General features: G+C 67.7%; 16 protein-coding genes and 1 tRNA gene. 6 read left to right on the forward strand and 11 right to left on the reverse strand.

The window, feature by feature from the left end; all coding sequences use genetic code 11:
• Nucleotides 1-222 precede the first annotated feature (222 nt).
• Entirely contained in the window at nt 223-915 is a 693-nt protein-coding gene (locus AC3WOE_RS07030; RefSeq protein ID WP_492689308.1) for an N-acyl amino acid synthase FeeM domain-containing protein, read from the forward strand.
• An 8-nt stretch (nt 916-923) separates the two neighbouring features.
• Here AC3WOE_RS07030 and AC3WOE_RS07035 read toward each other — a convergent pair whose 3' ends face one another.
• The 4 genes from AC3WOE_RS07035 to AC3WOE_RS07050 are packed head-to-tail and all read right to left on the reverse strand — an operon-like array spanning nt 924 to nt 5,707.
• Nucleotides 924-1,961 (reverse strand): bifunctional nicotinamide-nucleotide adenylyltransferase/Nudix hydroxylase, encoded by a 1,038-nt coding sequence (locus AC3WOE_RS07035; RefSeq protein WP_492689309.1) that lies wholly within the window; start codon nt 1,959-1,961, stop codon nt 924-926.
• Nucleotides 1,958-3,670 (reverse strand): NAD+ synthase, encoded by a 1,713-nt coding sequence (locus AC3WOE_RS07040; RefSeq protein WP_492689310.1) that lies wholly within the window; start codon nt 3,668-3,670, stop codon nt 1,958-1,960. The genes AC3WOE_RS07035 and AC3WOE_RS07040 overlap by 4 nt, the downstream gene beginning before the upstream one ends.
• Nucleotides 3,667-4,863, reverse strand: a complete 1,197-nt coding sequence (gene pncB, locus AC3WOE_RS07045; protein ID WP_492689311.1) for a nicotinate phosphoribosyltransferase — start codon at nt 4,861-4,863, stop codon at nt 3,667-3,669. The genes AC3WOE_RS07040 and pncB overlap by 4 nt, the downstream gene beginning before the upstream one ends.
• Nucleotide 4,864: 1 nt before the next feature.
• Nucleotides 4,865-5,707, reverse strand: coding sequence for a cysteine hydrolase family protein (locus AC3WOE_RS07050; RefSeq protein ID WP_492689312.1), 843 nt, complete (start codon nt 5,705-5,707; stop codon nt 4,865-4,867).
• A gap of 104 nt (nt 5,708-5,811) precedes the next feature.
• On the opposite strand from AC3WOE_RS07050, the gene AC3WOE_RS07055 reads away from it, so the two are divergent.
• The gene (locus tag AC3WOE_RS07055) at nt 5,812-6,501 is read left to right on the forward strand and encodes an NUDIX hydrolase (protein ID WP_492689314.1); all 690 of its coding nucleotides are present in this window, start codon (nt 5,812-5,814) and stop codon (nt 6,499-6,501) included.
• A gap of 11 nt (nt 6,502-6,512) precedes the next feature.
• On the opposite strand, the gene AC3WOE_RS07060 is transcribed toward AC3WOE_RS07055, so the two are convergent.
• From AC3WOE_RS07060 to AC3WOE_RS07085, 6 genes are all read right to left on the reverse strand, one after another.
• Nucleotides 6,513-6,704 carry a hypothetical protein gene (locus tag AC3WOE_RS07060; protein ID WP_492689316.1) on the reverse strand — a complete coding sequence of 64 codons (192 nt, stop codon included), beginning with the start codon at nt 6,702-6,704 and terminating at the stop codon, nt 6,513-6,515.
• Between the two features lie 111 nt (nt 6,705-6,815).
• Entirely contained in the window at nt 6,816-7,046 is a 231-nt protein-coding gene (locus tag AC3WOE_RS07065; protein WP_492689318.1) for a hypothetical protein, read from the reverse strand.
• A gap of 10 nt (nt 7,047-7,056) precedes the next feature.
• Nucleotides 7,057-7,230, reverse strand: coding sequence for a hypothetical protein (locus AC3WOE_RS07070; RefSeq protein WP_492689320.1), 174 nt, complete (start codon nt 7,228-7,230; stop codon nt 7,057-7,059).
• A 41-nt stretch (nt 7,231-7,271) separates the two neighbouring features.
• Nucleotides 7,272-7,478 (reverse strand): hypothetical protein, encoded by a 207-nt coding sequence (locus AC3WOE_RS07075; protein WP_492689321.1) that lies wholly within the window; start codon nt 7,476-7,478, stop codon nt 7,272-7,274.
• 184 nt (nt 7,479-7,662) lie between these two features.
• Nucleotides 7,663-7,739 (reverse strand) — tRNA-Arg (locus AC3WOE_RS07080).
• Between the two features lie 17 nt (nt 7,740-7,756).
• A complete protein-coding gene (locus tag AC3WOE_RS07085) occupies nt 7,757-9,745 on the reverse strand; it encodes an OPT family oligopeptide transporter (protein WP_492689322.1) in 1,989 nt (662 codons plus the stop codon).
• Between the two features lie 430 nt (nt 9,746-10,175).
• Between AC3WOE_RS07085 and AC3WOE_RS07090 the strand changes: the two genes are divergently transcribed.
• The 4 genes from AC3WOE_RS07090 to AC3WOE_RS07105 all read left to right on the forward strand — a co-directional run bounded on the left by AC3WOE_RS07090 (nt 10,176) and on the right by AC3WOE_RS07105 (nt 12,772).
• On the forward strand, nt 10,176-10,373 hold the full coding sequence (locus tag AC3WOE_RS07090; protein WP_492689324.1) for a YgaP family membrane protein: 198 nt from the start codon (nt 10,176-10,178) through the stop codon (nt 10,371-10,373).
• 5 nt (nt 10,374-10,378) lie between these two features.
• Nucleotides 10,379-10,912: an RNA polymerase sigma factor gene (locus tag AC3WOE_RS07095; protein ID WP_492689325.1), complete on the forward strand. Its 534-nt coding sequence runs from the start codon at nt 10,379-10,381 to the stop codon at nt 10,910-10,912.
• An 84-nt stretch (nt 10,913-10,996) separates the two neighbouring features.
• Entirely contained in the window at nt 10,997-11,674 is a 678-nt protein-coding gene (locus AC3WOE_RS07100; protein ID WP_492689326.1) for a hypothetical protein, read from the forward strand.
• 123 nt (nt 11,675-11,797) lie between these two features.
• A complete protein-coding gene (locus AC3WOE_RS07105; RefSeq protein ID WP_492689327.1) occupies nt 11,798-12,772 on the forward strand; it encodes a hypothetical protein in 975 nt (324 codons plus the stop codon).
• 2 nt (nt 12,773-12,774) lie between these two features.
• On the opposite strand, the gene AC3WOE_RS07110 is transcribed toward AC3WOE_RS07105, so the two are convergent.
• A complete protein-coding gene (locus AC3WOE_RS07110; RefSeq protein WP_492689328.1) occupies nt 12,775-13,179 on the reverse strand; it encodes a DUF1761 domain-containing protein in 405 nt (134 codons plus the stop codon).
• Nucleotides 13,180-13,242: the final 63 nt, after the last annotated feature.

The following is a 13,242-nucleotide window of genomic DNA, read 5'->3' on the forward strand; positions in this document are numbered from 1 at the left end:
CGACGCCACGTTAGCGCCGCGCCATCCGGGCCGCTGTAGGACGGCGCCGCGCCCTCCGGAAACATGCGCTAACAAAGGGCACGGTTTGCAACCAGCAAGTCGTGAGGAATCTCATGCCGCAAATGCCACCGATGTATCGGTCTGTGAGACTCCCCCCATTTGAGGGGGGACCTTCCTAGACTGCGCCGCTCGCGCAATTCAGCGCGGAAGAGGTTGCAGTCCATGATCCCTGTCGTTGAAGCGCGGCGCCATGCGCCCCCGCCCCAAGTCGTCGCAGGCGCTGCGCTGGAAATGAACAGCGATTTCGGCGCCCTCGACGGCGACGCGCTGGGCCTGGTCGAGCGCCGCTACGGCGACCGCGGGCTGGTCATCTCACGCGAGCGCTACAGCAGCCGCAACCAGGACGGCGACATCGTCTGCACCGGGCGCGACGGCGACAACAACATCGTCGGCACCCTGTCCGTGCGCTTCGACGGCCAAGGCGGCCTGAATGCCGACCTGTTGTTCAAGCAGGAATTGGATGAATGGCGTGCAGCCGGCGTCACGCTTTGCGAATTCGGCGGCCTGGCCGTGGACAAGCATTCGCATGACCCCAAGCGCGTGCTGGCCCAGATCTTCCACCTCGGCTATCTGCACGCCCATCGTCGCGCTCGCGTCGATCGCCTGGTCATCGAGGTCAATCCGCGCCATGTGGGCTTCTACCGCCGCTGCCTGGGCCTAGTGCCCTACACGGCCGCCCGCCACAACCCGCGGGTCGACGCGCCGGCCGTGTTGATGAGCATTGATTTCGCCACCATCCGCGAGCAGATCGCGCTGTGGGGCGGCCACCCGGACTCGCTGGCTTCAGCGCGCAGCCTCTATCCGCTGGCCTGGGACGAAGTGACCGAGGCCATGATGCTGGCCCGCCTGCCCTGAGGGTCGTTTCAAGCCGCGGGCAGCAGCCCCAGGAAGCGGTCCAGCATGTGGAAGTGGTCGTCGAAGAACTGCTCTTCCATGGCCGCCAGCTCGCCCAGAGGCACCCAGCGCGCACGGGCCGCGTCGTCGGCGCCCTGCACCTCCGGCAGCTCGCGCTCGCCGAGGTCGAAGTAGTGGGTGTGTGAGATGGTGCGGCCACGCTGGCTGCGGTCCGGGTGGTCGAAGACGGCCACGCCGCGCGAGGCCAGCGTCAGCGTCTCGGGCAGCAGCCGCAGGCCGGTCTCCTCTTCCAGCTCGCGCACGGCCGACTGGTAGAGGGTGTCGCGCGGCTCGACAAAGCCGCCCGGCAGGGCCCACAGGCCCTGGCCGGGGTCCTTGGCGCGCTGGATCAGCAGCACATGGTCGGCGCAGCGCAGCACCAGGTCGACGGTGACGAAGGTCGGCGCATAGGGCGCGGCCGCCCAGGCCTGGCGGTAGGACTTCAACATCGCCCACTCACGGCGCAGCGCGGCCAGATAGGGCAGATGCGCCCAGGCCTGCACGAAGGACCGCGTGCCCGGCGGCACCTGGTCGACCCAACTGGCCAGCACGCCGTCCAGCGCCTCGGGCGGCGTCTCGAACAGCGCCGCGCGCAGGTCGGTGGCGTCCACCCGATGCTGGCGCGGCAGGCTGCGCAGCTGCCAGGGCGAGAAGCGACGCAAATAGTCGCTGGTGGCGTCCTTGAAGTGGCCCACCAAAGTCACGTCGGCAGGGCCCACGCGCTGCTCGACGGCGGCGCGCACCGCCTGCACCCAGCGCGCCTCGTCGTAGAGGTCGCGCAGCGGCACGATCTCCACGCGCTCCCGCTCGGCCTCGGTCAGCGCCAGACGCAGCATCTCGGCGCGCTCCGTCCAGCTGAAGGCATGGCGCGGCGAGCGCGCCTGATGGGCCGAGCCCACCATGACGATGACACGCTCCGCGCAACTCAGCGCCTCGCGCAGCAGGGCCAGGTGGCCGTTGTGGACGGGCTGGAAGCGGCCGATGACGACGGCGGCAGAGGTGGTCATGACAGCACTCCGGGAAACACGGCCGCGATGGGCATCTGGCGCCCCTGACCAAAGGCCCGGGCGCGCAGGCGGACCAGCGGCGGTGCCTGGCGGCGCTTGTATTCGCTGCGCTGGATCATGCGGGCGATACGCTGGATCAGCGCCCTGCCCTCGTCCGTCGTGCGCAGCGCGGTCATGCGGTCCTCGGCCACCTCGTGCTCACCGTGCGCGAGGCGCCCGCCTTCGATCAGCACCTTGAGCATCTCGTCCAGCACCGGATAAGGCGGCAGGCTGTCGATGTCGCGCTGCCCCGGTGCCAGTTCGGCGGACGGTTCCTTCTCGATGATGGCCGTCGGCACCAGCTCGCGGCCAGCCGCTTCGTTCAGGTGACGGCACAGCGCGAACACCTCCGTCTTGTAGAGATCGCCGATGAGCCCGAGGCCGCCGTTGGTGTCGCCGTACAGCGTGCAATAGCCCACCGACACCTCGCTCTTGTTGCCCGTGGTCAGCAGCAGATGGCCGTTGGCGTTGGAATAGGCCATCAGGACGGTGCCGCGTACGCGGGCCTGCAGGTTCTCCAGCGTCAGGCCCTGCATGGGTGCGCCGAAGCTGTCGGCGAACTGGGTCTTCAAAGCTTCGACCGCACCCTGGATGGGATGGTTGAGCAGGGTGATGCCGAGATTGCGGCACAGGGCCTCGGAGTCGGTCACCGAGCCGCTGGAAGAAAAGCTCGATGGCATGGTGATGCCGACGACGTTGTCCGCGCCGAGCGCCTCGGCGGCCAGGGCCAGGGTCAGCGCGCTGTCGATACCGCCCGAGCTGCCAACGACCGCCTGGGTGAAACCGCAGCGGCGCGCATAGTCACGCAGGCCCAGCACGATCTGGGCGCGGTAGAAGGCCATGATGCTGAGGCCGGCCGGGTCGGGCCGTGCGATGTCGCTGCCGTCGGGTTCGACAAAGCGGCCGGCCTCGAAGCCGAGGGTGCGCACCGCTTCGACAAAACGATCCGCCTCGAAGACGACGCCCGCTACCGGCTCGACGGCGAAGCTGGCGCCGTCGTAGACCAGCTGGTCATGCCCACCCACGTGGTTGACGTAGAGCACCGGCAGTCCGTTGCGCTTCGATGCCGACGCGAAGACCTGATGCCGCTGCTCGCGTTTGCCGACATTGCTGGGGCTGGCATTGATGCTGATGACCAGGTCGGGGGCCGCATCGCGCAGGCGCTCGAAGGGGTTTAGACAATAGTCGGCACCGTCGTCATTCCAGCCGTCCTCGCAGATCAGCAGGCCGATCTGGGTCGTGCCGATGCGCAGCACCTTGGCGATGTCGGGGCCGGGCTCGAAGTGGCGGCGCTCGTCGAAGATGTTGTAGGTGGGCAGCAGCTGCTTGGCGTAACGCATCAAGACCTCGCCACCCTTGAGCACCAGCAAGCCGTTCTCCAGCTTCTTGCCGGGGCCTTCGCGCGTCAGCGGGGCGCCGAAAACCCAGGTCAGTTCGGGCAGTTCGCGCGAGGCGGCGCGCAGCGATTGCAGGCCTGCTTCAACCTGGCGCAGGAAGGCGGGCTCGTCCAGCAGATCGCCCGGGTAGTAGCCGCTGACAGCCAGTTCCGCGAACACCACCAGCTGCGAACCGGCCCAGGCCGCCTGGCGCGCGCCGGCCACCATGCGGGCGACGTTGCCGGCCACGTCGCCGACCGTCAGATTGAGCTGGGCAACGGTGAGCTTGATCATGACTTGATCCCGAAGACCTGGCGCATGTAGGCGAGGAAGGTCTCGTCGTCGCAGAGCGTCTTGCCCGGGCTGTCGCTGAGCTTGGCCACGGGCTGGCCGTTGGCATGGGTCAGCTTCATGACGATGTTCAACGGCGTCAGGCCCAGATCGTTGCTCAGGTGGGTGCCGATGCCGAAGCCCAGCTGCACGCGGTCGGCGAAGTGTCGGTACAGCTCGATGGCCTTGGTGACGGTCAGGCCGTCGCTGAACACCAGCCGCTTGGTGTGCGGGTCGATGCGCAGCTTGGCGTAATGGGCCAGGGCCTTCTCGCCCCAGACGACCGGGTCGCCGCTGTCGTGGCGCAGGCCGTCGAAGAGCTTGGCGAAGTAGAGGTCGAAGTCGGCCAGGAAGGCGTCCATGCCGACCACGTCGGTCAGCGCCGTGCCGAGGTCGCCGCGGTATTCCTGCACCCAGTCTTCCAGCGCCGCCTTCTGGTGGTCTCGCAGGCGCACCGTGCCCAGGGCCTGGTAGGTCTGCAGGTATTCGTGGGCCATGGTGCCGATGGGCACCAGGCCCAGCTCCTTGGCCAGCAACACATTGGAGCTGCCCTTGAAATGCTGTGGCAGCGCATCGCGCAACTGCGTGACCACCTCGCGCTGCCAGGCGCCCGAAAAGCGGCGGCGCAGGCCGAAGTCGAACAGGTCGAAGGGATGGCGCCGACCCAGAGGTTCGCCGGCGAAGGCCTGCAGCGCGGCGATCTTGGCGTCGAGGCGGCGCTGGCCTTCGGCGCGCACCTCGGGGGTGTCGAGACGGCGGAAGTAGAGCTCGTTGACGATGGCCAGCACCGGGATCTCGAAGCCCATCACATGGACCTGCGGGCCGCGGGCGACGATGTTGAGTTGCGCGCCATCGGTCGTCACTTCGACGAAGTCGCGCTGGAACTTGAAGATGCGCAGGAAGTCGACGAAGTCGCTCTTGATGAAGCGCAGGCCCTTCACATAGGCCAGTTCGTCGGCGCGAAAGCTCAAGCTGCACAGGGCCTCCAGCTCGCGCTCGACGTCGGCCTTCAGCTCGGCCAGCGGATAGCCGGGCTGGTTGCGGCAGACGAAGCGGTATTCGGCCTGGGTCTGCGGGTGGCGATGCAGCAGGGTCTGCCACATCGTGAACTTGTAGAGGTCGGTGTCCAGCAGGCTGGTGATGACGGGGGCGCTCATGTCAAACCTCGGTGCTGAGAGCCAGTTGCAGGCCGCGCGCCTGCATCGCGGCCAGGAATTCGGCCTGCTGGGCCTCGAAGCCGCCCACAGGGCTGATGCAGTCGGTCAGCAGCACCAGCTTGCTCATCTTCCCCGAGGGCAAATGGGCCGCCAGATGCTCGACCGTGGCACGCACGCAGTGGCTGCCGGCCTCGCCGGCGATCAGCACGCGGTCGAAGCGGTCCAGTTCAGCCAGCAGGGCCTGGTTGAGTTCGGTGTCTTCGTCGGCCGGGTCCGGCACTTCCGCCTGCAGGGCGCTGTAGTGCTCGGTCCAGGGGTTCTCGCCCTTGGTGACGACTTCCACCGAGCGCCCTTCCCGGTCGGCCCAGGCGTCCAGCGCCGCCTGCAGGCCGGCATGCACGCCATGACCCCAGCTGCCCATCTGGCAGTGCACTGGCCAGACCATCAGCGTGTAGCGGCCCGTGGCCTCGAGCGCGTCCAGATAGGCCAGCACACGGTCGAGCTGGGCGGCGTCACGCGGCAGATAGGCGCCGGCGCGGACCTGGGCCGCCGTGATGGGCGTGAAGGGCCCGGGCGCGCGGCGAGTGGCCGTCTCCACCCAGAAACCGGGGTGGGCGATGTCGATGCGGTGGTGGGAATCCAGCGTCACGGTGATGGCGTCGACGTCGCTGCTCACGCGCTTCACCAGGCCGGCCGCGCGCTGCATGTCCGCATGGGCACCCACGACGGGCAGCGCGGGCTGCACCAGCTCGCCCGTCACCGGCGAGCGCGGCAGCCAGTCCGGCGGCAGGTCGCAGAAATCGTTCTGCGGGTCGATCAGCAGCAGATGCGTCTTCATGTGCATGTCCTTTTGTGGTGTGGCTCCATGATAACCCGACTTAAATTAATTGTGCAACTAAGTGATTGCATGAAGTTCACAGGGCATGACGAGGACGTATCCTTGCTTCGGTGAATGATTCAACGAACTCTGCCGCCGACGCTCGGCTGATCTGCACGGTCGACGTCGTGCTGCTGACGCTGCACGAGGACCAATTGCAGGTCATGCTACTCAAGCGCGACCGTGAGCCCTTCGAAGGTGCCCTTGCCCTGCCCGGCGGCTATGTGCACACCGACGAGGACCAGGGCTGCGAGGATGCCGCCCAGCGAGTTCTCTTGCAAAAGGCCGGGCTACGGAGCCCCTACCTGGAGCAGCTCGGCAGCTTCAGCGGCCCCGCGCGCGACCCGCGCGGCTGGAGCGTGTCGGTGGCCTATTTCGCCCTGGTGGCGGCGCCGGAGCCGAGCCTGCCCGGCCAGCACTGGCTGCCGGTGGACCGCCTGCCCCAGTTGCCCTTCGACCATGGCCGCATCATCGCGATGGCCACGGAACGCGTGCGCAACAAGAGCCAGTATTCGTCGCTGCCGGTGCATCTCTGCCCCGAGCCCTTCACGCTGCCGCAGCTGCACGCCATCTACCAGGCCCTGCTGGGCGAGGCCATCAACCCGGTGAGCTTTCGCCGCAAGATGGACGAGCTGGCCATCCTCGAGCCCGTGCCCGGCGCCAAGCGCGCGCAAGGCCCGCATCGGCCGGCCCAGCTGTATCGGCTGAAGGCCGAGTTCAGGCAGACCCTGAGGCTGGTGGGACGGGGGCTGAACGCCTGAGGCGCCTGCCCCTATTGCTGCTGGTCCTGGCCCGCGCGATAGCCCGCCAGGAAAACCGCGCGGGGGTCCGGCGGCGGATCCATTTCCCAGCTCGAGTGGTATTCGCTCCAGGCCGCCTCTTCGGCATCCTTTGGCGCGGCATCGCCCTTTGGAAGCTTTGAACCGCCGAACATCACGGCGATCGCCTCTTTGATCAGCCTCATGGCTGCCTCCCTTGCACTTACCCCTAGTCTTAGGGGTGCAAGGGTCGCACGACTGTGGGGTTAGCGCAAGCGGACCAACGCCTGATCGGCAGAGCCCGCCGGCCCTTCTCCTCAGCGTCGGAGCGCCGGCGAGCGCAATACGTCTGCGTATGCGTTCGCAACCGTCTCCGGCGCATTGAACGCAGCCGCCAGCCGGGGCCCGAACAGCGGCCCGACCGCCAGGGCCATGACCAGGTTGCCATAGGTGTCACGGGCGCTGATTCGCCCGGCGGTGCCGTCCAGCACCCACTGGCTGACGCCGGCGTCTTCGCCACGGCTGCGGTTCACATCGAGCAATGCCATGAGGGTCTCCTCACTTGGGGTTGATGAAATGGGCCACGGTGTCCTGCCACTCCTCGGGGGCCTTCTCCTTGGCCTCGGCGGGACGGACGGCGGGCATGGCTTCGAAGCGCTTGGCCTGGGCCTCCCGCCGGCGCTTGGCGCGCTCTTCCACGCGCTTGGCTTGAGCCTTGAACCGCTTCGGCATCTTTTCAAGCAGGGCATCAAATCCGACCGGCTTGTTGGCTTTCACAGCACCGTCCTGCGGACGTCGATCTCGGTGCCCTCCCAGGCTTCTTCGTCGCTTTGGCGCGGCATCAGGCAATGCCGGGCGGCCTCGGCCTCCCAGGCACGCATCTGGCTGACGGTGATGCGCAGGATGTCTGCACTGGCCCAACGCAGGTCGTCAGAGGACGGGTGGGCGGCTTGAACGGGGGGAAGGGCTTCTGTCGTCATGAAGCCAGTCTCGGCGCCCGCCACCGTGAGGAATATCACCCCGAGGTGGGGGCGAGGGGGGATGCCGGAACGACCATCCCCCGCCTTCTCCCCCGAAAGGGGGATTGCCGCGGTGCGCCCCAGGCGAAATCGCCAAAGAAAAAGCGCCCAAGCCAGCGATGGCTTGGGCGCCCGGAGTCCGATGTGGCCTGCCCGGAGGGACTCGAACCCCCGACCTGCTGCTTAGAAGGCAGCTGCTCTATCCAGTTGAGCTACGGGCAGACTTCAACCCGTGATTATCAGATCAGTACGCCGATGATCGCGTCGCCGATGCCCATCAGGGCGGCGCCGGAGATCAGGCCGGCGCAGATGGGCTCCATGCCTTCCACCCAGATGCGGTAGCCCTTGGAGCCGGGCGCCTTCTTGTGCTTCTTGGCCATGTACCAGAACATCAGCGCGCCGACGAACATCATGAAAGTCGCTTGCGGCGGCAGCGTGACACCCAGGCCGATGGCCACGGCGGACAGGCCGGACTTGCCCTTGGTGACGATGCGGACCACCTCGATGACGATGGCCGCCACGGCGGCGACGCCCATGGAGATCAGCGCCGACATCGGCAGGCTCTTCAGGCCCTTGGCGATGATGTCGGCCACGCCCTTCCACTGCAGCGCGGCGGGGAAGCCGAACTGGTCGCTGACCATGCCGGCCACGTTGATGGCACCGCTGGCATCGGTCTTGATGAAGAGCAGGAAGAACAGCGGCACGCACACCAGCACGCCGGCGATGTTGCCGATGATGTGGCCGATGGCCTGGTGGCGCGGCTTGCCGCCCAGCATGTAGCCGGGCTTGATGTCCGACAGCAGGTTGGCCGCGTTGGAAGAGATCTCGGCCGTCATGCCGGCGGGCAGCAGGTTGGAGCCGGGGTTGGCGCGGTCCAGCGCGCCCATCGTGAACTGAGTGATCTTGGACAGCGAGCCGGTCGGCGTCCACGACGTCAGCGCCATGGAGTTGGTGCAGATGACGGTCAGCACGAAGATCAGCGGCAGCGACACGATGGTCAGCCACAGCGGCACGCCGAAGAAGAAGTGCGTAGCCAGGCAGCCCAGCAGGCTGACGATGGGCACGCCGACCCAGCTGATCCACAGCGGCACTTCGATGTCCTTGAGCAGGTCGCTCTTGGGCTCATCGGCCTTGGCCTTGGCATCCTTGCGCTTGAAGGCGCTCGTGAAGATCTCGGGCTTGGCCAGCAGCGACACCAGCGCGCCCACCACCATCATCGTGACGCCCCACCACAGCGACCACTGGTTGACGATCTCCACGCGGTTCAGCGGGATGGGCACGCCGTTGGCGCCCAGGCGCGGCACGATGTCACCCACCTGGATCATCAGCGGAGCCAGGAAGACGAAGTTGATGAAGGCGCCCAGGAAGCAGCTCGCCGCGATGGCAATGCCCATCAGGCCGCCGGTGCCGATCAGCGCGGCGTCCACCACCAGGCGCAGGCCCAGCGTGCGGAAGTCGGTGCCCAGGATGCTGGGGATGAAGCCGTGCGCCTTGACGGCCCAGGCGTAGTAATAGTCGTCGATGCGGTCGTGCAGATGCCAGGGCTCGGTCATGCCGGCCCACTTGTCCATGGCCAGCAGCTTGAACTGGATCAGCTTCATCCAGCCTTCGCCGCAGATGCCCTGCAGCAGCGCGGCGCCGCCCGCCACCCAGGCCAGCAGCTTGGCCTTGAACATGCCCTCGCTGCCCTCGCCGTGGTACAGCGAATCCAGCACCACGCCGCAGGCACGGCCTTCAGGAAAAGGCGCCTGGTCTTCGTTGATGAAGCGGCGCTTCAGCGGGAAGGCCAGCAACACGCCCACCAGCGAAATCAGGAACATCCACACCGCGATCTGCCAGCCCGGCGGCACATGGCCCGTCACCAGCATGTAGGCCGGCAGGCTGGAGATCAGCGCCGTCGTCACATAGCCCGAGGCCGTGGCGATGGACTGGGTGCAGTTGTTCTCAAGGATGGTGTAGTCCTTCGCCATGCCCGCCGCGTGCAGCGCGCGGAACAGCGCAAAGGCCAGGATCACCGACGTGAGGCCGACGCCGAGCGAAATGCCCGTCTTGGCGCCGATGTACAGGCCCGTCGACGACAGCACGCCGCCGAGCAGGAAACCGGTCAGGCCCGAGCGCAGCGTCAGCTGGGCCATGTCGCCGCGGAAGACGTTCTTGAACCACCACTCGTCCTTTTGGGCCCGAGTCATGGTGGAGATCTGCTCGTCGGTCAGGTGTAGAAGTGCCATGGGATCAGGGCGGCGCTTGTGGCGCGGCCTGGTTGCAGCAAAGCTGGGGATTGTCCCGGCCGACCGCTCGGTCGGACTTTGGGATATGCCCTGGGTCAAAGCCCCTGGGTTGCGGGGCCCAAAAAAATACCGCCACGGCAAAGCCAGCGGCGGCCCATCGGTGCACAGGCTGGGGTTCACCTGCGCCTGCTTGTGCAGCAGTGGCGGCATTTTGCCAGTTTTCCCCAGCCGGCCCGCCGCCACAATGCGGCAGCAATCGGACCTTGGCATGACGGCTCCCATCACCGCCACGGCGACGCGCACGGTGGGCATGCTGCCGAGTCACCCTTTTGCCGAGGTTTGAGAAATTTCTTCGTTGTCGCGAATCCTTTTTGCCGGCCGGCGCCTCTTAGTGGCCGAGGGTCGTCCTCGAATCACTTGGAGTCGAATCATGTTCTATGCAAAGAATGTTCCGAACGGCGAGCGCGTGCTGCGCGTGGTGGCGGGTGCGGTGGCAGCGGGTCTGGGCGTGACCATGCTGGGCGGAACGGCCGGATGGCTGGTGGCGGCGGGCGCGGTCGGTTTCGTGGCGACGGGGCTGTTTGGCTTCTGCCCGGCCTGCGCCATGGTCGGCCGCAAGCTCAAGTAGGCGGCATGGCCCTGGCCGCCCAACACCTGCCCCTGCTCGCCGCCGCCCACGGCGGTGACCCGCGGGCGCTGGAGCAGTTGCTGCGCGTGACGCGGCCCGACATCCGCCGCTATGCCCAGCAGCATTGCCTGCTCAGCGATGTGGACGACGCGGTGCAGGAGGCGCTGCTCATCGTCGCCCGCAAGCTGCCGTCGCTGCGCGTGCTGGCGGCCTTCTCGGGCTGGGCCATCCGCCTGGTGCAGCGCGAGTGCCGGCGCCTCGGGCGGGTCACCTTGCGCTACGACCCCTACGACGAGGAGAAGCTGGCGCAATGGCTGGTCGTCCACGATGAGGCCGGACTGCGGCTGGAACTGGCGGCGGCGCTGGAGTCGCTGCCGGTCCACTACCGCGAAGTCATGCTGCTGCGCGACGTGGAAGAGCTGAGCATCGAGGAGATTGCCGGTCGCACCGGCCTGACGCGGCCCAACGTGAAGAGCCGGCTGCACCGCGCCCGGGCGATGGCGAGGGAATACCTGCTCGGCGGCCGACCCGGCGGCTGACAGGCGGACGTCCTGCCGTCCGACCCGGGTCCTACAAGCCTCGGTGAAAGCATGGTGGCCTCCACAACTTCGGAGACCATGACCATGAATCGACGCCACTATGTGCTGGGCGCCGCCACGCTGCTCGCTGCGGCCTCGGCCCCCGTCCTGGCCCAACGCGGCGATGACGACGGCGAGTTCGTCATCCTTTCGGCCCGCTACGGCACCGACCGCAACCACGTTGACGTGACCGACCGCCTGCGCGAGCTGGCCCGCCGGGACCGCCGCGTCAAGCTGACCAACGACCTCTTCGGCGTGGACCCCGACCCGGGCCGCGACAAATACCTGCGCATCTACGCCCGCGACCGCGACGGCCGCGAGCGCCGTTTCGACTACCCAGAACGCTCCTGGATCGACGGCGGCCAGTTCACCGCCTGGGCCGGCGGCCGCTGGGGCGACTCCGCCTACAACGGCGGCTGGAACGGCAACCCCTACCGCGACCGCCATGACGACGGCCAGTTCACCATCCTGTTTGCCAACTACGGCAACCCGGGGCGCGATGTCGACGTGACCGGCCGGCTGCGCGAACTGGCGCGACGGGATGAGCGCTTTCGCATGGGCAACGACACCTTCGGCGTCGACCCCGACCCGGGCCGCGGCAAGCGGCTGGTGATCATCGCCCGCGATCCCACCGGCCAACAGCGCAGCTTCGAGTATCCGGAGGGCAGTTGGGTGGACGGCGGCCAGTTCACGGGCTGGCGCCGCGGCGAGTGGGGCCGCTGAAAACCGGGCTCGTTACCAACCCTTACGACGGCCTGTCCCCGCGGGCCGTCTGCGTCGCAGCGAAGCTGCGCGTTGTGACATGGCGCGTGCGACGATGGTCGCACCATAACAAGGAGAAACGCCATGCAAAGACGCCAATGGACACTCGGCCTGGGAGCAGCCCTGGCCACCCTCGCCGCCCTGCCCGCCTGGGCGCGTGACGAGGACGACGGCGAGTTCATCATCCTGCACGCCCGCTACGGCACCGAGCAGAACCATGTGGACGTGACCGGCCGCCTGCGTGACCTTGCCCGCCAGGACCGGCGCTTCCGCCTGACCAACGACCTCTTCGGCGTCGACCCCGACCCGGGCCGCACCAAGACCCTGCGCATCTTCACCCGCGACCGCCGCGGCCAGGAGCGCATCTTCGACTTCCGCGAACGCGACTGGGTGGACGGGAGTCAATTCGTCGGCTGGGGTCGCGGCAACTGGGGCGAGTCCAACTGGCAGGGCGGCTGGCAGGGTGGGGGCAACAACAGTGGCTGGGGCGGCGACCGCCACGACGACGGCGAGTTCATCATCCAGTACGCCACCTACGGCGCCAGCGGCCGCGACGTGGATGTGACCGACCGCCTGCGCGACCTGGCGCGGCGTGACCAGCGCGTGCGCCTGACAAACGACCTGTTCGGCGTGGACCCCTACCCGGGCCAGACCAAGATCCTGCGCATCTTCACCCGCGACCGCGGCGGCCAGGAGCGTGTCTTCGAGTATTCGGAGTACGGCACCATCGACGGCAGCCAGTTCGTCGGCTGGGGCCGCGGCGACTGGGGCCACGGCGGCCGCGGCGGCAATCGCGGCGACTACGGCCCAGCCCGTCAAGGCGGCCGTCTCGTCATCGAAAGCGCCAGCTACGGCGCCGAAGGCCGCTGGACCGACGTGACCCAGGCCCTGCGCGCCCAGATCCGCGGCGACCGCTTCGAGACCGAGGTGCGCAACGAGCTCTTCGGCTTCGACCCCGCGCCGGGCCACCGCAAGCTGCTCAGCGTCACCTACCGCGTCGGCAACCAGCCGTCCAACACGGTGCGTGTCAGCGAGCGCGACACGATTCGCCTGCCCTAGCCTCAGTGCCAGGCGCCGAGGATGGCGCCCATCACCGTGTAGGCGACGACCTGGTAGCCGCTGTTGATGAGCCAGAGCCTGAGCGAACGCTGCTCGAAGAGGTAGATGACGCCCAGGCTCATGGACACCCAGCCCAGGCCGGTCGCAAGGCCGGCGAACAGGCCGAAGCTGAAGCTCGCCTTGGCACCGAGGAAGGCCGCCAGGTTGAAGGCCATCACCAGCGAGGCCAGGGCCGACAGGCCGAAGACCCGGGCCGGGCTGGCCTGCCTGGTCTGCGCCTCGGTCAGGCCGGCCTCCGCCATCCACGACTTCGCGAACAGGATGGGCGAGTACCAGAGCCCGCCGATCAGGAAGCTCGACAGGGCCGCCACAATGACCGCCGGGAAGTTGAATTGCACTGCGTCCATCGCAGGTCCCTCTTGGTGAAGTTGTTGGTGCGGCGATGCTGAGGCGCGGTGCTCATCGGCAAC

The organism is Roseateles sp. FW305-36, assembly GCF_058787015.1.